Origin of the sequence: Streptosporangium sp. NPDC050284 (genome assembly GCF_044459525.1) — a bacterium.
Lineage (GTDB): Bacteria > Actinomycetota > Actinomycetes > Streptosporangiales > Streptosporangiaceae > Streptosporangium.
This window is the reverse complement of sequence record NZ_JBITIZ010000002.1, coordinates 14,353-31,879: the sequence shown is the minus strand read 5'-3', so window position 1 is coordinate 31,879 and position 17,527 is coordinate 14,353. Positions and strand designations below refer to the sequence as shown.

Here is a 17,527-nt window from a genome sequence, read left to right as displayed (position 1 = left end):
TAGGGGATCCTCCTATGCATGCACGCCTCCGGCGGATGACCACGGCGGCCTCCGGGCTCCTTCTGGTCCTCACGCTGGCATCCCCCGTCGTGCCCGCAGCCGCCGCCTCCACGACCTCATCCAAAACCGGCACCACGACCGGTACGGTGACCGCTGCCGTCCTCCCTCCCGACGACTACTGCCTCGGAGAGTGCGCCGACATCCTGCCTCCGGGGCAGAACGGCAACGCCACCCTCGCCGGGATCCTCGCCCACCAGGCCCTGGGCACCAAGCCGAAGCACAGCGACGACCAGCTCGGCAAGTACGCGAACCTCCTGTCTAGCTACACCGGCCTCACCAACGACCAGATCGCCGACTTCTTCAACGACGCCTCGTTCGGCGTCTCCGCCGGACAGGTGGAGAGCACCACGAACCCCCGTTCGGACGTGACGATCGTCCGTGACAAGGCGACCGGGACCCCGCACATCACCGGGACGACCCGCGAGGGCACGATGTTCGGCGCCGGGTACGCGGGAGCGCAGGACCGCCTGTGGGTGATGGACCTGATGCGGCACGTGGGCCGCGGCGAGCTGACGCCGTTCGCCGGTGGCGCGCCCGGCAACCGGGCGCTGGAGCAGAGCGCCTGGCGCAACGCCCCCTACACCGAGGCGGACCTCCAGACGCAGATCACCAGGCTGAGGGACTCCGGCCCCCGGGGCGCGCAGCTCTACACCGACGTGCAGCACTACATCGCCGGTATCAACGCCTACATCGACCGCTGCATGGCGGACCGGAACTGCCCCGGAGAGTACGTACTGACCGGGCACCTCGACGCGATCACCAACGCGGGCGGCCCGGTGAAGTTCACCATGACCGACCTGGTCGCGATCTCCGGCGTGATCGGCGGGCTGTTCGGCGGTGGCGGCGGTGCGGAGATGCAGTCCGCGCTCGTGCGGGTCGCGGCCCGCGCCAAGTACGGTACGGCGGTCGGCGACCAGGTCTGGGCGGCGTTCCGCGCGCAGAACGACCCGGAGACGACGCTCACCCTGCACAACGGCCAGAGCTTCCCGTCCGGCGCCGCGCCCGCCGGAGCCACCGGGGTCGTCCTGCCCGACCCGTCGACGGCGCCTGTGGACATCACCGCGAACGAGACCGGCTCCGCCACCTCCGCAGCCTCGGCGGCGGCGACGGCCCAGAAGGGCGTGCTCGACGGCCTGCTCGTCGACAACTCCAAGCCCGGAATGTCCAACGCCGTGGTGGTCTCGGCGGCGAAGTCGGCGACCGGGAACCCGATCGCGGTGTTCGGCCCGCAGACAGGCTACTTCGCCCCCCAGCTGCTCATGCTGCAGGAGCTCTCAGGGCCGGGCATCCGCTCGCGCGGCGCCGCCTTCGCCGGGCTCAACCTCTACGTGCTGCTCGGCAGGGGCACCGACTATGCCTGGAGCGCGACCTCCAGCGGCCAGGACATCACCGACACGTACGCCCTCCAGCTCTGCGAGCCCGGCGGCGGCGCGGCCACCACCGCGTCCAACCACTACCTCTACCGGGGCGTCTGCACGGAGATGGAGACGCTGAGGAAGACCAACTCGTGGAAGCCCACCGTCGCCGACTCCACCGCCCGCGGCTCCTACGACCTCGTCGTCCAGCGCACGAAGTACGGGCTGGTGAGCTGGCGCGGCACCGTCGGCGGGCAGCCCACCGCCTTCACCACGCTGCGGTCGACGTACCAGCACGAGGTCGACTCGGCGGTCGGCTTCCAGATGTTCAACGACCCGGCCCAGATGGGTGACGCGGCGGCGTTCACGAACTCGGCCTCGACGATCGGCTTCGCGTTCAACTGGTTCTACGTCAACTCCAAGGACGCGGCGTACTTCATGTCGGGCAACACCCCGGTCAGGTCCGCGGTGTCCGACCCGAACCTGCCGATGACGGCCGACGCGGCCCACGAGTGGGCGGGCTTCGACCCGGCCACCAACAGCGCGACCTACACCGCTCCCGCCACCCACCCCCAAGCGGTGAACCAGGACTACTTCGTCAGCTGGAACAACAAGCAGGCCAAGGACTACGGCTCCGCGGACGGAAACTTCAGCTTCGGGCCGATCCATCGGGCCGACCTGCTGGACGCCCCGATCAAGGCGGCCCTGTCGGGAAGCGGCAGGCTCGACCGGGCGGGCACCACGAAGATCATGGCCGAGGCCGGTGTGACCGACCTGCGCGGGAAGAGGGTCCTGCCCGACCTGCTCCGAGTGATCAACAGCGCGGCCGTGACCGACCCGGCCCTCGCCTCGGCCGTCTCCAAGCTGTCGGCCTGGACGTCGGCGGGATCTCGCAGGCTGGAGACCTCGCAGGGCAGTAAGACCTACGCCCACGCCGACGCGATCCGCGCGTTCGACGCGTGGTGGCCCAAGCTCGTCCGCGCACAGTTCAGGCCGGGTCTTGGCGACGGCCTCTACCAGTCGATGGTGAACGCGATCCAGATCAACGAGTCACCCTCCGGCCACCAGCAGGGCGACCTGTCCACCCTGCCCACCTCGGCGAACGAGGCCCAGGCGCACAAGGGCTCGGCGTTCCAGTACGGCTGGTGGGGCTACGTGAGCAAGGACGTCAGAAGCGTGCTCGGCGACCCGGTCCCCGGACCGCTGCCCGCCAAGTACTGCGGGAACGGCACGGTGGCGGGCTGCCGTACCGTCCTGCTGGAGAGCCTGGCGGCGGCGCTCGCCGAACCTGCGGCGACGACCTACCCCGGAGACGACGTCTGCGCGGCGGGCGACCAGTGGTGCGCCGACGCCGTCGAGCAGTCTCCGCTCGGCGGGATCACGCACTCGCTGATCTCCTGGCAGAACCGGCCGACCTACCAGCAGGTCGTGTCGTTCCCCGCCCATCGGGGTGACGCGATCAACAACCTGGCGGAGGGGAGGAGCGCCTCGGCGTCGAGCACCCAGCTCTTCTACCCGGCGAGCAGGGCCGTCGACGGCGACCCGACCACCCGGTGGTCGAGCTCGTCCAGCGACAACCAGTACCTCCAGGTCGACCTTGGGTCGGCCACGACCGTGGCCAGGGCACTGCTGCGCTGGGAGACGGCGTACGGGGCCGCCTACTCGATCCAGACCTCGACCAACGGCTCCACCTGGACCACCGTCTACTCCACCACCACGGGAAACGGCGGCGTGGACAACGTGAGATTCACCCCGACCACTGCCCGGTACGTCCGTATGCAGGGTGTCACGCGGGGGACGTCGTACGGCTACTCCCTCTACGAGCTGGAGGTCTATCCCCGGTGACGAACACCTGAGGTGAAGAGGTGACGGTCGCCGCCGAGAGGACGGCGGTGACCGTCACCCTCTCTCGACCGTCACGCTGGGCTCCCTGACGGGCCGAACCTCTCAGGCTGGCCGGAAGATGCCTGGCGCGACGGCGGGAGACGGTTCCAGCCGACCTCGGACGACTCGGACGGCCCCGGACGACCCCGACGACCCCTCGGAGGGCGTCGACCGTCCGGGCGACGGACCCCGCGGGAAGTCCTCCGCCGTTCAGGCCGTGGCCAGCGGGTTGGCGACCGTCACGTATCCCGCGGAACGGTCCGCCGAGCGCGTCCACCGGACCGACAGGTTGGCCTTGGCCGGTAGCGGCGCTCCCGACAGCAGCTCCGACAGCGGCCGGGGCCACCCGCGCGACGCCGCGTACTTCGCCAGGACGTCTCCCGCCACCGCCCACAGCTCCCGCGTGGACCCGCTCCCCGCGAGGGAGGCGGCGATCTCGGCGAGGTGGTTGACCATCAGGCAGTAGACCACCCGGTTCCAGCCGGAGGCCGCGTCGTAGGTGAGCGCCTCGGCGACCCGGTGGGGCACCCCGGACAGGTCGTGCCGCCCCGCGACGAGCTTCGTGCCTTCCAGATCGCGGAACACGGCCTCCACGGGCAGCCCGTCCGCGTCCACACCGATCAGGACGTTCTGCAGGTGGGGTTCCAGCACCACGCCGTGACTCACGTAGGCGTCGAGCACCGGCGGCGCCACGCACTCCACGTACGCCCGCCACCAGCGCACCGGATCGGCCACCGACACCCCGGCCATGCCCGTCGGCACGCCGCCCGGCACCGTTCCGGTCATCGGCGGCCCGACCACGCCCGGCACCGTTCCCGCCGCCCGCCACCGAGCGATGTCCGGCACGTCGCTTCGCACCGCTCCGGTCACCGGCGACCGCACCGTGTCCGGCATGTCGCCCGCCACCTGCCACCCGGCGGCCAGCGCGCCGCTCAACAGGGGGGTCACCCCCGGCCTGCACACCGACCACGGGCCGACCCGGACGATCACGCCGAGCCCTTCCAGTAGCCGGGTGCCCAGCTTCGCGGAGCGGTAGCCGGGCTCGGGCAGCCAGCGGGTGCCGGGGAAGGCGGCGGCCAGGTCGAGGAAGACCGGTTCGAGGCGACGGCTCAGCTCGACCGCGCCCGCCAGCTCGTACCAGGAGTTCTTCCGCACGCAGTTGGTGATCCGCACATCCAGGCTGAACTTCAGGCACCGGTCGATCAGCGGCTCGTAGACCGTGCGGACCGACGACGTGGGAACCGCCATCCGGGCGCTTTCCCCCAGGTCGATCAGACGGCCGTCGGCGAGTGGTGCGGCCAGGTCCGCCGCGAGCAGCTCCAGCTGCCACGGGTGCGCGGGCAGCGGCGAGTAGCCCGGCGGTGCCTGGCCGAGCTCGTCGAGCGCGCCGGTGTCACCCTCCCCGGCCAGCACGTCGTCCCTCACCCCGAGCAGCCGCAACGGGAAGCTCGCGTGCGCCTCCGGTGCGTATCGCAGCCAGCCCGCGCCGCCGCGCGCCTTCGGGCTGGGATGGAACGGATGCCCACCGACCAGTGCCTGCTCCGAGGCGAGCCACGGGTCGGTGGGCGGCGGCACCTCCTGCCGGGCCGCGATCAGCGCCGCGATGGCGTCCCTGCTCGCGGCGACCTGGGCAGCGAACTCGTCGTTGTCCTCGCCGAGTTCGGTCTCCACCAGCCGGACGAGCACGTCCGTCGAGAGCGGCCGCCAGGAGCCGTTCTCCAACCATTCGGGCCGCCCCTCGAAGCGCAGCGCGAGCCCGCCGTGCGCGCGGGCCCGCAGGCGAGTGCCGGCGACGCTCAGCAGCACGTACGATTCCTCGTGCCCGACCTGCCCCCGAGGGCCCGCGATCTCCCTCACGCAGCAGCGCAGCAGCGCCGCCAGCGAGACGTCCTCGGCGACGGCGGGGGCGACGGCGGCGGGTGAGCCGAGGGCGAGGCTGGTCATGTCGTCCTTCGCGGGATCTGGGGGGTTCGCGGGAGCTGGGGAGGATGGCGGAGATAGTTCGGCCCGCTCGTGCCGTAGAACTTGTTCACGTCCCGCGCGCCGGTGCGGGCCTTGTCCACCAGGGTCCCGGCGGTGATCATCGATTTGCCGACGAGCCGGTCGGCGTCGAGGGTCCTGGCCCGCAGCAGCCGGGCCATCGGATCCTCCCCGTACTCGTCGAGCGCCTCGGTGAGCGTGTCGCGGACCAGCTCGAAGGCCCTCGGCGAGGGCAGCGCTCCGAACGTCACGGCCGCCGCGGCCAGATGCAGGGTGATGGTCACGAACACGTCGGCGAGCGCGTGCGGGTCGTCGGTGAACATCCGCGCGTCGGTGAAGTCCGGCACCGCGAGCCCGGCGGACCGCAGCCTGTCCGGCGAGGTCAGCAGGCCGTCGTTGTCCTTGACGAGCAACCGCAGGACACCGTCACCCGCGCCCCCGTCACTGGCGCCTCCGTCACCCGCGCCTCCGTCACTTGCGAGACCGCCCCCGAGGCCGTTCCCGCTCGCGGTCTCGGCGCCGAACACCAGCGAGAGGTTCTGCTGATGGGCCTCCAGCGCCGTGCCGTACCTGACGAAGAGCCGCACGTGGAAGTGGAACAGCACCCGCAGGTATCGGCCGAGCAGCCGGGTGACGTCCCCGTCGAACCACCGCCCGGCGAGCTCTTCGACGACCAGGCCGCCTCCGGGCAGCGGCGCGGGCAGCGCCGCGACCGGGACGACCTCCCCGGCGGGATGACGGCGCAGCAGCCAGCCCAGGTATTCGTGCCCGGCGTGCCCGTACGTCTGCTCGTCGGCGAGAAGCACCTCGGGATCGGGCATGGCCCGCAGAAGCATCTCGGCCCGCGCCCCGTCGGCCAGCGTGTCCGGCTTGAGCGACCTGCGGTTGCGCAGCCCGAGGGTGCTGGTGGTGAGCGGCAGCTTCAGGTGCGTGCCGGGGACGATCTCGACCGTCCGCATCGAGAGCGTGGGCCTGACCTCCAGGTACGCCGACGGAGCCACGACCGCCCACGGGATCTCCTCGACCACCGGGACCGTGAGCGGGTGTACGGGGAACAGCACATGGGTCCGCGCGAGATCCCCGGCCAGGCCGACGGCGGCGAACCCGGGCGCCACCGGGGGTTCCGTCCCGATGAGCCGTTCTCGCGGCACCGCCGCCCATCGCAGCTCGAAGGCGGGCGCGAACTCCGGCGCGTACGCGGTCAGATCCTCGTCGGACAGGCCGCTCCTGGACCGGGCCGTCGGATAGACGGGGTGATCGAGGAACGCGGCCAGCGTCTCGTACCACACGCCGCCGCGCCCGTTTTCGCGTCCACTGCCCGTTGTGCGCGGTGCCTCGTTTCCCGCCGCGCGTCCGGTTTCGTCTTCGGTTGTGCGCGGGGCGTCGTCTCCCGTCGCGCGTCCGTTCCCGCTCACCGTCGTGTGCGGAAGGCCGGAACGCGTGGCGACGGCGGTGACGTTCAACCGGACGAGTACGTCCTCGCGGTGGACGTCGTGAAGGTCGAGGGCGCGCAACGCCTCGCGGCACTCGGTGACGAACGACTCCACCCCGGCGGTGTCGGCGAGAGAGGAGATCTCTCGCAGGGCGCGCAGGACCTCTTCCAGGTGAAGTGCCTCCTCCGGGGCCACCACGAAGTCCTGGAACAGCGAGCCGGGGGTCAACCGCACCCGCCTGCCCCCGGGCAGGAGCAGCGCGACACCGGTCTTGTCGCGGGTCACCCGCGCGGCCAGACCGCCGTAGTCCTCGCGCAGGAGCGCGTTCAGCACCCGGGTGGCGAGGTACCGTTCCCGTTCGCTCCCGGAATCTCCGCCGACCGCTCGGGCATCCGCGATCTCGCGGTTCACACGGTCACCCGTGGATCGCCGACCCGCCGACACCTCCCCGGGACCTCCGCGGACCACGCGATCGGTCGTGCGTTCCCGGTCCGCACGGTCACCCGTGGTTCCAGGGCGCACTCGGTCGCCCACGGGGTTTTGGCCCACCCGATCGTCCACGTTGTTCCGGCTCACGCGATCACCCACGGGTTCTCCGAGGTGAATGCCGCGACGGCCGCGTCCACGCGGGCCCGATCGGGTCCGATCGCGCGGACGATGCCCACGTAGTCGCGGTTGGTGTTGCTCAGGTCGATCCGGTCGCCCGTCGCGCGCAGCGGCCGGTGCCAGATACGGACCGGGTCGCCGGGTGCGGGAACGACCGTGCCCGGAGCACTCACCACGGTTCCAGGCCGGTCGGCGACGAGGCTCAGCGCGGTCGCGTGCCCCTGGCCCTGGTCGGAAGGCCGCGGTTGCGCACCGAGACGCGCTCCGAGATGCACGCCGAGAACGAGCTCGAACAGGGGCGCGTCCAGCATGCTCGCCAGCAGGAAGTCACAGTGGTCGCCGATCATCCGGTAGTTGACCTCGACGATCCGCGGCCCGGCCGGGGTCATCACGTACTCGGTGTGGCAGGCCCCGAACCCGACCCGCAGCGCCCCAAGGGCCCGCAGCACGTGGTCGCGGCCGGGGGGTGGTTCCCAGTCGAGCCGTTCCTCCACGAAGTACGGCAGCGGCCCGAGGGTGGTGCGGAAACCGCCGAGCACCCTGATCCGCTCGCCGTCGCCGAGCGTCTCCATCGTGTGCAGAGGGCCGTCGAGATACTCCTCCACGACCAGCGTCTCTCCGGGGCGCCTGTCCCGGATGGCCGCGACGGCATCCGCGAGCTCGCCCGCGTCGCGGACCAGTACGACGTCCTCGCTCGCCACGCCCTCGCGTGGCTTCACGACCGCGGGGAACGGCATGTCCGCGGGCGGCGGATCGTCCGGTGCCAGCCGTGCGGAACGGACGGTCTCGACTCCGTCGGCGGCGAGCCGCCGCCGGGTGAGCGCCTTGTTCTTGGTGTCGACGCAGGCCCGCCAGTCCTTGCCCGGCAGGCCGAAGTACGCGGCGGCGAGCGCGGTCTCCGCCTGGATGTGGTCGGAGTTCGAGAAGATCGCGTCCGGGGCGTGGTGGTGCGCGACGGTGTCGATCACCGCCCGCGCGTCGCGCACGTCGCAGCGGAGCACCTCGGCCCCGGAGTCGCGGTACCGCTCGGGCCGGTCGGTGAGGATGGTGACCTCGCAGCCGAGCGCACGTGCCGCAGGGAGAAAGCCGTCGCTGACCGAGTCGGTCGGTTTCAGCGCGGTGAGGTACAGCCGCAATGCAGGGACCCCCGATATCAGGCAAGGCTAACCTAACTCGGAGATCCTAGCCTGAGGTCGATCGGCACGCGGAGGCGATCAGCTTATTGACAGTAGATGTCCGTGTCGCCCAATGATGAGAGCCCGCAGAGCCCTCTGTACAGGGCGGGAAGAACCGGGCGAGGGGCGAGGAAGGAGGAAAATCGGTGATACATCGAGGCGTGTGTCACCTCTCCCGTGCTCATGCCGAGAAGGGGGGAGGGGGGCGTGCGCCGAGACGTATGCCACCTTTCCCGCGCGTACGTCGAGAAGGGCGGAAGACCTGTACGCGGAGAGGGGCGATAGGGGCTTCGTCCTGCGGCATAGTATGTGCACTCGGTGGGGGAGGCTGAACGGCGTGGAGATCGCGGCACAAGAAGGACTGTTGGGACCGCTGCTGCTCGCGCGCAGTGCCATCGACCGGTCGGCGGCGCTTCGCGGCGACGCCGAGTGGCTCGAAAAGGCCTGGGCGGACACCGCGACCAGGGTCGTGGTCATCGACGACGGGCAGGCGCTGATCCGGCGCAGTGGCGGAGAGGCCAAGCTGGTCCTGCTGCCCACGGCGGAGGCGCCGGACGGCGAGCGCTACCTGCTCGGTGTCGACGCCGAGGGCATCGCCTACTTCGCGGTGGCGGCGCCGCTGGCGGACAGCGTCCACACCGGTTCCTTCAACCGGATCGTCGCCCCGCTCGCCTCCTCGGAGCTGGAGGAGGGCCAGACCCTCACCGCTGGGCTCCGCCAGGTGGGGGCGATGCTGGAGGATCTGGACGCGGGGCTGCTGGTGTACGCGGTCGCCCTGGACGCCTGGCACTCCACCCACGAGTTCTGTCCCCGGTGCGGGAGCGCCACCGAGGTGCGCGCGGGCGGGCACGTACGCGTCTGTCCCAAGGACAGCAGCCAGCACTTCCCCCGGGTCGATCCCGCGGTGATCATGCTGGTCCACGACGAGGACGACAGGTGCCTGCTGGCCAGGGGGCCGCAGTGGCCCGAGGGGCGGCTCTCGGTACTGGCCGGGTTCGTCGAGCCCGGCGAGTCGCTGGAGCACGCCGTGGCGCGCGAGGTGGTCGAGGAGGTCGGTGTGCGCGTCGTCGAGCCGCGCTACATGGGCAGCCAGCCCTGGCCCTTCCCGCGCAGCCTGATGCTCGGCTTCTTCGCGCGGGCCACGTCGACGGAGTTCGTCCTCGATGCCGAGGAGATCGCCGAGGCCCACTGGTTCAGCCGTGCCGAGCTGCTGGCCGCGGTGGAGAGCGGCGAGGTGCGCCTGCCGCCCGAGGTGTCGATCGCCCGCAGGCTCATCGAGGCCTGGTACGGCGAGCCGCTCACCGGCGACTGGTGAACCCTGGCATACGAGAGCCCCGGTGTCCGTGGAAGTGAGACCGGGGCTCCGACGTCGCGAGGGCGGTTACACGCCCGCGCCCGCCAGGATGCGCTTGAGCTCGATCACCGAGGGGTTGGTCCTGACGACCTGGCCGGTGGGGGAGTCGACCACGACGGTGGGAACGACCTGGTTGCCGTTGTTCACGCTCATGACGAACGTGGCGGCGTCCGGGTTGCTCTCGATGTCGATCTCCTTGTAGGAGATCCCTTCGCGGCTGAGCTGGCTCTTCAGCCGTTTGCAGGGACCGCACCAGGTCGTGGTGTACACAGTGAGCGCCATGTCGTGAAAAATCCCCTCATGTGATGTCCGGCGCCAATGGCAACACGGCGAGGGCCGTTCATCTTCCCGATGGGAGCAGTTTCTCCGCGACCCACTGCTGAACCCGGTCCGCCACGCCGGGCAGCCGGTAAAGAGGCGAGCTGTGCGCGATGCCGGGCTCGGTGACTATCGTCACCGGCACGCCGACCTTGCGCAGGTGCTCCTTGAGCTGCTCGCTGTGCTCCGGCGACACGAACTCGTCCTCCGAGTGCACGACCAGCATGGGCGCGTCACCGCGGCTCGCGTGCCACGGTACCTCCATGCTCGCCCAGACCCTGGCGCACTTGCCGGTGGGCTCACAGCCCCCGGCGAGCCTGATGGCCGACTCGCGAAGCTTGCGCCTCTCCAGGTCGAAGGTGTCGATGCCCTCGGTGTACGCCGTGAGCGGGGACATCACCGGGGAGATGCCGACGACGCCGCGCATGCCGGGCCAGCCGTTCTTGTAGGTGCCCACGGCGCCGGCGAGGTGGCCTCCGGCGGAGAAACCGATGACCACGTAGTTGTTCGGGTCGAAGGACCACAGCGCCGCGTTCCGCCGCGCGGTGGCGATCGCGCTCAGCGTGTCGGTGCGCTGTGCCGGCCAGGAGGCGTCGGTGGAGAGGCGGTAGTTGATGTTGAAGACGACGTAGCCCTGCTCGGCGTAGCTGCGGCTTATCTCGGTCATGTACTTCTTGTCGCCCGACGACCACCAGCCGCCGTGGATCAGGAAGACACCCGGCCGCTTCAGCTCGTCGGTTTGATACCAGACATCCATGCGCTGGCGGACGTGCCGACCGTACGCGACGGTGTTGACGACCGTGCCCTGCACCAGGGGGTCGGGCTGGCCCACCGGAGGGGGCGTCGGGTTGCCCGCGCGGGTCTTCTGGGTGGAGGTCTTCTTGGGGTCGCCCGTGCCCGTGCCGCCTGTGCCTGTGCCGGCCTTGCTCACGCCGGTCCCTGTGCCGGTCGTGCCCGCGGCGACCGTGCCGATCTCGGCCACCCCGATGGTCGCCTTCGCCGTGCCGTACGTGCTGCGATCCGCCTCGTCCGCGCCGTTCTTCACCGTACCGGTGGTGGCTCTGCCTGTGGGGGCCTCCGCCGAGCCGGGTGCGCCGGCCTGGGCCGGAGCCGAGACCGTGTGGGCGTGCGCGGTCGTGTACGCCACCGCGGGTACAACCATCGCCGTCGCCAGGGCGAGTGCACCTACGGTTACCCCAGTTCGCACGAGCCTCTTCCTTCCCCCGGATCGGTCGACCCCATTGTGGAGCAAAAAGCCCGCTTTGTGCATCTCGGCGAACCACATAGGTTGACGGCGGCATGTTGCCAGAATGACTGATGCTTGGCCAGTGACTGGGAGGATGTTGCCGCCCGGTCCGTTCGACTGCGTGTAAGGAGGCTCCGTGGAGCCCGACAACGTTCTGGCGGCACTGGATCCCGAGCAGCGTGAGGTGGCGGAAGCAGTCAGAGGACCGGTCTGTGTCCTCGCGGGGGCGGGGACGGGCAAGACCCGCGCCATCACCCACCGCATCGCGCACGCGGTCCGCAGCGGGGTGGTCGACGCCCAGGGCGTGCTGGCGGTGACGTTCACCACCCGCGCGGCCGGTGAGCTCAGGCAGCGGCTGCGGCACCTCGGCACGCCGGGCGTGCAGGCACGCACCTTCCACGCCGCCGCGCTGCGCCAGCTCACCTACTTCTGGCCGCGCGTCATCGGTGGCGACCCGCCCAGGGTGATCGAGTCGAAGCTGCCGCTGCTGATCGACGCCTGTCGCGTCCTGCGCAGGAACCAGGACCGTTCAGAACTGCGTGACATCGCCTCCGAGATCGAATGGGCAAAGGTCACCCAGATCGCCCCAGAGGACTACGCGGAGGCCGCGAAAAAGGCGGGCCGCGTCTCGCCCGCCCCCGCCGAGGAGGTCTTCCGGCTCTACGAGGCCTACGAGAACCTCCGCCGCGACCGGCACCTGGTCGACTTCGAGACCATCCTGGAGCTCACCGCGGCTGTGATGACCGAGCACCGCGAGGTGGCCTCCCAGATCCGCCAGCAGTACCGCTACTTCGTGGTCGACGAGTACCAGGACGTCAACCCCCTGCAGAAACTGCTGCTCGACACCTGGCTCGGCGGGCGCGACGACCTGTGCGTGGTCGGCGACCCCAACCAGACGATCTACTCCTTCACCGGAGCCACCCCCCGCTACCTGACCGGTTTCTCGGTCGAGCACCCCAACGCCACCGTGATCAAGTTGGTCCGCGACTACCGTTCCACCCCCCAGGTCGTCTCCCTGGCCAACCGGGTGCTCGACAGGGCGCGCACCCCGCACAAGCTCGCCCTGATCGCCCAGCGCCCCGACGGCCCCGAACCGGTCTTCACCGAGTACGACGACGAGACCGCCGAGGCGGAGGGCGTGGCGCGGGCGGTGAGGAAGCTCGTCGGCACCGGCGTGCCGACCCGCGAGATCGCCGTGCTGTTCCGGGTCAACGCCCAGTCCGAGGCGTACGAGCAGGCCTTCGCCAAGGCCGGCCTGCCGTACGTGCTGCGCGGCGCCGACCGCTTCTTCGAGCGTCCCGAGGTCCGCCAGGCGGTCGTGCTGCTGCGTGGCGCCGCCCGCTCGGCCGAGCCCGGCGACACGCTCGCCTCGACCGTGCACCACATCCTGGCCGGCATCGGGCTCACTCCCGAGGCCCCCGGCGGCGGCAAGGCCCGCGAGAAGTGGGAGTCGCTGAAGGCACTGGCCGATCTCGCCGAGGACCTCGCCGCCACCGGCGCCGATCTGCCCGCCTTCGTGGCCGAGCTGGAGCGCCGGGCCGGAGAGCAGCACGCGCCGCCGGTCGAAGGGGTCACCCTGGCCTCGCTGCACGCCGCCAAGGGCCTGGAGTGGGACGCCGTCTTCCTCGTCGGCGTCGCCGAGGGCATGCTGCCGATCATCTACGCCGAGACGCCCGAGCAGGTCGAGGAGGAGCGCCGCCTCCTGTACGTCGGCGTCACCCGCGCCCGCGTCCACCTCGCGCTGTCGTGGGCGCTGGCGCGCTCACCGGGCGGGCGGCGTTCCCGCAAACCGTCCCGTTTCCTGGACGGGCTCACCGGCCGCTCCACGCGGAAAAGCCGCGCCGACGCCCCGACCGCGCCGGCCGACCGCCGCCAGGTCGCCACGCCGATCAGCTGCCGGGTCTGCGGCAAGACCCTCACCGTCGCCACCGAGCAGAAGCTCGGCAGGTGCGCGGGCTGCCCCGCCGACTACGACGAGGCGCTGCTCGGGGCGCTCAAGTCGTGGCGTACGGGAGTGGCCAAGCACGAGAAGATCCCCCAGTGGGCGATCTTCACCGACGTCACCCTCCAGGCCATCGCCGAACGGGCGCCGCTTTCGGAGCAGGATCTCCTCGCCATCACCGGAATCGGACGGGTCAAGCTTGATCGTTATGGTGAGGCGGTACTCGAACTATGCCGTATCGCCGCGAACCAGACGGAGGGCGCGTGAACGAGGCGTTGAAGGAGCTTCTGGACCTGCTCGACCTGGAGCAGATCGAGCTCGACATCTTCAGGGGACGCAGCCCGAAGGAGCGCATCCAGCGTGTCTTCGGTGGCCAGGTAGCCGCCCAGGCGCTGTTCGCCGCGGGACGGACGGTGCCCGACGACCGCCACGTCCACTCGCTGCACGCCTACTTCATCCGCCCCGGAGACCCGGCCATCCCGATCGTCTACAACGTCGAGCGGGTCCGCGACGGCAGGTCCTTCACCACCCGCCGGGTGGTGGCCATCCAGCACGGTAAGGCGATATTCACCATGTCGGCCTCCTTCCACGTGACGGAGACCGGCGTCGAACACCAGGCGGTCACGATGCCGCAGGTGGTCGACCCCGAGGGTCTGCCGCTCTTCAGGGACCGGATTCTGCAGGCGGTGGGGCCGGACTCGCCGCTGCGAGAGTGGGTGTCCAGGCCGAGGCCGGTGGACGCCCGCTACGTCACCCCTCTCACCTGGGAGGCCTACCGCGACCCGGAGCTTCGCGGTTCAAACACCAACGTGTGGTTCCGCTACGACGCGGAACTGCCCGACGATCCGCTGCTGCACGTGGTGCTCGCCGCCTACGCCTCCGATTTCACCCTGGTCGACACCGTCCTTCTCACCCACGGCCTCGCATGGGGCGCGTCCAACCTCTTCGGCGCGTCGCTGGACCACGCGATGTGGTTCCACCGTCCCTTCCGGGTGGACGAGTGGATGCTCTACGCCCAGGAGTCGCCCTGGTCCGGGGCGGCGCGGGGGCTCGCCAAGGGCGAGATGTTCACCCGGTCCGGGAAACTGGCCGTGTCGGTAGTTCAGGAGGCGATGATCCGCGTGAGATAGTCGCAAAACCGCAGGTAGAAAATAGGTTGCCCACTCCCCGGGCCGGGGTTTAAGGTCATGGTCATGCAAGTCGGACGCTACTGTCCGACGATCCACGAATGGAGGTGAGTCCGCTGTGAAGAGCATCCTGATGCAGTCCCAGATGGGGCTCACTTCCGCGCGCCGTAACACCGTTCTGCCTTGCGACAGTCAGGTCATCCTCGCCGGCGGCGCGGCTGCTCTGGCTCTGCAGGTGGACTCTGCCCGCTTCCACGCCGAAGCCGGCCGTCGTTGGTTCACTCCGGTCGATTTCCCGGCGACGGACGTCCCGGCTGTTCGGAGTGGGCTGGGCGGCAACTACGCAACAACGACCAAGCACATCGGAAACGGTGGACTGCGCGGTCCGCAACCCTGGGGGCAACCTCCGGTCATAACCTGACCGAGGAAAAAAAGCCTTCAGGCCGCGGATCCGCACCCAGGATCCGCGGCCTTCTTGTTTGTCCGCGTCATTCCTGACCCCCACCCCAAGAGGTAACCGAAGATCAACACCTAGCTGAGAGGTGAACAGATGGGGGCCCAGACGGTCATGGACCTGATCGACGAAGCCACAATCCCCTGTCGTACCGACCCCGACCTGTGGTTCGCCGAGTCTCCGGAGGACGTGGAGTTCGCCAAGGCACTCTGCGGGGGCTGCCCGATCCGTGAGGCCTGCCTGGCCCGCGCGCTGGAGCGCGAGGAGCCGTGGGGCGTCTGGGGCGGCGAGCTTGTCCTGCGGGGGGCGATCGTTCCCCGGAAGCGTCCGCGCGGGCGTCCCCGCAAGAACCCGGTCGCTGCCTGAACAACCCGGCAACCGCCGAACCACCCAGAACCTGAACCGCCGAGAACCCGGATCACCAAGAACTCGGCCGACCACGAACCACACGTTTCCGAAAGGACCACCCCGATGAGCCACTCCAACACCAGAAGCCTCCCCCTGCCGTCTATGCAAGAAGAACTGGTCCGTGACCGAATACGGACCCTCCACCGGGAGGCGGAGGAGCATCGCAGGGCCACAGGTCTTCAGCGCCTCCGGCGCGCCCAGCGTGACGCGGAGCGCGCCTCGGCGCGCCTGCGGAGCGCGATCCTGCGCCTCGTCTGATCCATCGTCCTCTGTCGTCATCTGTCCGTCTTGATCTGTTCGACCCGACCGGTAGGGACCGGCGGCGACGCGTAGAGCACGCACGAGAAACACGCGAAGCCGCACGGAAGACGGACGTGAAGAGCGAGACGGGCCAGAGAGAGGCTACGGACTCAAAGAGCGAGACGAACGAGGGGTGACCCGCTCAGGCGGGCCACCCCTCAAACGTCTCGCCGGATCCACCACGTCGCTGCACGTCGCTGCACGTTGCGGCACGTCGCTAGGCATCGCAACACGTCGTGGTAGGTCCGAGAGGCATCGCAACACGTCGTGGCACATCGAGGGGTATCGCAGTACGTCACCGCGCCACGACAAGGGGACAGCCCTCGGGCGCCGGTGAGCCACCGGCGCCCTGTCCGCGTAGAAGTCGAAGAACTAGAACTCGCAGGAGCGGAAAGTCGTGGCAGGGAGAAATCCCTCAGGCGCTGGTGAGAGTGGGTTCTCCCGAGTCTTCGTCGGTGAACCCGGGGACCCAGCGGATGACCTCCTCGCGGAAGCGGGCGGTGGCGCCGAGCTGGCAGAGAACACCGACCCCCGCCGCGTGCACCCGGTGGATGAGAACGTACGAGGCCGGCAGGTTGAGCTGGCGCACCACATTGCCGGGACGCAGGTCGGTGGCCATGGCGGCCTGCTGCTGGAGCCACTCCCTGCTGAAGGAGAACTCCTCCACGGCGGTCGGCTCGACGTAGGGGGCGAGGAACGCCCGCAGGGCTTCGGGGTCGATCTCGATGTGCGGCTGGATGAAGCCCTCGTCGCGCAGGCCCTGCACGACGGTCGCCATGTCGCCGTTGTTGAAGATGCGGGTCAGCTTCCCGAAGACCGGCGGGTATCCGTCGGGCATCCGGTTGACCGCGCCGAAGTCGAGCACGCACATCCGCCCGTCCTCGACGATCCGGAAGTTACCCGGGTGGGGGTCGGCGTGGAGCATGCCCAGCCGCGCGGGTGAGGAGAACAGGAAACGGACAAGCTGGAGACCGGCCCGGTCACGCTGCTCCTGGGTGCCGTCGGCGATGATCCGCGACAGAGGGGTGCCGTCGACCCATTCGGAGACGAGCACCTGCTCGTTGGCGGCGATCACGTCCGGGATCAGGAAGTCGGGATCGTCCTTGTACTCCAGGGCGAAGGCGTGCTGGGCCTCGGCCTCGTGGAGATAGTCGAGCTCCTCGACCACCCGTTCGCGCAACTCGCTCAGCACAGTCTTGATGTCGAGGCCGGGCAGCAGCACCCCGAAGAGCTTGCCGAGCCTGGACAGCTGGGTGAAGTCGGAGAGCAGCGCCTTCCCCGCCCCCGGATACTGGATCTTCACCGCGACCGTCCGGCCGTCGTGCCAGACGGCCTTGTGCACCTGCCCGATCGACGCGGCGGCGGTGGGCCTGTCGTCGAACGACAGGAAGTTCTCCCGCCAGTCGTCGCCCAACTGCTCGACGAGGACCTTGTGCACGGTCGCCGCGGGAAGCGGCGGAGCCGCGTCCTGGAGTTTGGTCAGGGTCGCGCGGTAGGGGCCGGCGACCTCGGCGGGCAGCGCCGCCTCGAAGATGGACAGCGCCTGGCCGAGCTTCATCGCCCCGCCCTTGAGCTCCCCGAGAACCTTGAAGATCTGCTCGGCGGTGCGTTCCTGGATTTCCTGGGCGACGATCTCGGCGGACTTGCCCCCGATCCGTTTTCCGAGACCGAGAGCGGTGCGTCCGGCGAACCCGATCGGCAGGGCGGCCAGCTTGGCAGAGCGCGCAACGGCGCGGCGCGGAAGGTCACTCACCTTGGTTAGCGGCGCATCCGCTGCTACAGCGAGACGCCGCTCCCTCCCTTCGCTGTGTATCCGTCGGCGGCAGGTAGCCGACCGCTGTGTCCGTCAGCTGTGTCTGTCAGCTGTGTGTTTGTGAGCCGTGTG

Annotated in this window: 13 protein-coding genes; 7 read left to right on the top strand and 6 right to left on the bottom strand. The window is 70.0% G+C overall.

The features are described 5' to 3' along the window. Positions 1-14: 14 nt before the first annotated feature. On the top strand, positions 15-3,260 hold the full coding sequence (locus ACIBH4_RS04495; RefSeq protein ID WP_362764141.1) for a penicillin acylase family protein: 3,246 nt from the start codon (positions 15-17) through the stop codon (positions 3,258-3,260). 249 nt (positions 3,261-3,509) lie between these two features. Here the strand turns inward: ACIBH4_RS04495 and ACIBH4_RS04490 are convergent, their stop codons facing one another. From ACIBH4_RS04490 to ACIBH4_RS04480, 3 genes are all read right to left on the bottom strand, one after another. Continuing rightward, on the bottom strand, positions 3,510-5,243 hold the full coding sequence (locus ACIBH4_RS04490) for an IucA/IucC family protein (RefSeq protein WP_362764144.1): 1,734 nt from the start codon (positions 5,241-5,243) through the stop codon (positions 3,510-3,512). Further along, positions 5,240-7,123, bottom strand: a complete 1,884-nt coding sequence (locus tag ACIBH4_RS04485) for an IucA/IucC family protein (protein WP_362764147.1) — start codon at positions 7,121-7,123, stop codon at positions 5,240-5,242. Before ACIBH4_RS04485 ends, ACIBH4_RS04490 begins: the two co-directional genes overlap by 4 nt. Positions 7,124-7,284: 161 nt before the next feature. Next, complete coding sequence (locus ACIBH4_RS04480; protein ID WP_362509985.1) at positions 7,285-8,454, bottom strand: siderophore biosynthesis protein; 1,170 nt, start codon at positions 8,452-8,454, stop codon at positions 7,285-7,287. 376 nt (positions 8,455-8,830) lie between these two features. Between ACIBH4_RS04480 and nudC the strand changes: the two genes are divergently transcribed. Further along, positions 8,831-9,808 carry an NAD(+) diphosphatase gene (gene nudC, locus ACIBH4_RS04475; RefSeq protein WP_362509988.1) on the top strand — a complete coding sequence of 326 codons (978 nt, stop codon included), beginning with the start codon at positions 8,831-8,833 and terminating at the stop codon, positions 9,806-9,808. Positions 9,809-9,874: 66 nt separating this feature from the next. Here nudC and ACIBH4_RS04470 read toward each other — a convergent pair whose 3' ends face one another. After that, complete coding sequence (locus ACIBH4_RS04470; protein ID WP_362509991.1) at positions 9,875-10,129, bottom strand: glutaredoxin domain-containing protein; 255 nt, start codon at positions 10,127-10,129, stop codon at positions 9,875-9,877. A gap of 58 nt (positions 10,130-10,187) precedes the next feature. Then, entirely contained in the window at positions 10,188-11,372 is a 1,185-nt protein-coding gene (locus ACIBH4_RS04465; protein ID WP_362509994.1) for an alpha/beta hydrolase, read from the bottom strand. 175 nt (positions 11,373-11,547) lie between these two features. On the opposite strand from ACIBH4_RS04465, the gene ACIBH4_RS04460 reads away from it, so the two are divergent. The 5 genes from ACIBH4_RS04460 to ACIBH4_RS04440 all read left to right on the top strand — a co-directional run bounded on the left by ACIBH4_RS04460 (position 11,548) and on the right by ACIBH4_RS04440 (position 15,600). Then, the gene (locus tag ACIBH4_RS04460; RefSeq protein ID WP_362509996.1) at positions 11,548-13,620 is read left to right on the top strand and encodes an ATP-dependent DNA helicase UvrD2; all 2,073 of its coding nucleotides are present in this window, start codon (positions 11,548-11,550) and stop codon (positions 13,618-13,620) included. After that, positions 13,617-14,483 carry an acyl-CoA thioesterase II gene (gene tesB / locus ACIBH4_RS04455; RefSeq protein WP_362509999.1) on the top strand — a complete coding sequence of 289 codons (867 nt, stop codon included), beginning with the start codon at positions 13,617-13,619 and terminating at the stop codon, positions 14,481-14,483. The genes ACIBH4_RS04460 and tesB overlap by 4 nt, the downstream gene beginning before the upstream one ends. Before the next feature lie 115 nt (positions 14,484-14,598). After that, complete coding sequence (locus ACIBH4_RS04450) at positions 14,599-14,901, top strand: hypothetical protein (protein ID WP_362510002.1); 303 nt, start codon at positions 14,599-14,601, stop codon at positions 14,899-14,901. 129 nt (positions 14,902-15,030) lie between these two features. Continuing rightward, positions 15,031-15,300, top strand: a complete 270-nt coding sequence (locus tag ACIBH4_RS04445; RefSeq protein WP_329085648.1) for a WhiB family transcriptional regulator — start codon at positions 15,031-15,033, stop codon at positions 15,298-15,300. Between the two features lie 105 nt (positions 15,301-15,405). Further along, entirely contained in the window at positions 15,406-15,600 is a 195-nt protein-coding gene (locus ACIBH4_RS04440; RefSeq protein ID WP_362764150.1) for a hypothetical protein, read from the top strand. Between the two features lie 457 nt (positions 15,601-16,057). Here ACIBH4_RS04440 and ACIBH4_RS04435 read toward each other — a convergent pair whose 3' ends face one another. Further along, a complete protein-coding gene (locus tag ACIBH4_RS04435) occupies positions 16,058-17,395 on the bottom strand; it encodes an AarF/UbiB family protein (protein WP_362510006.1) in 1,338 nt (445 codons plus the stop codon). Positions 17,396-17,527: the final 132 nt, after the last annotated feature.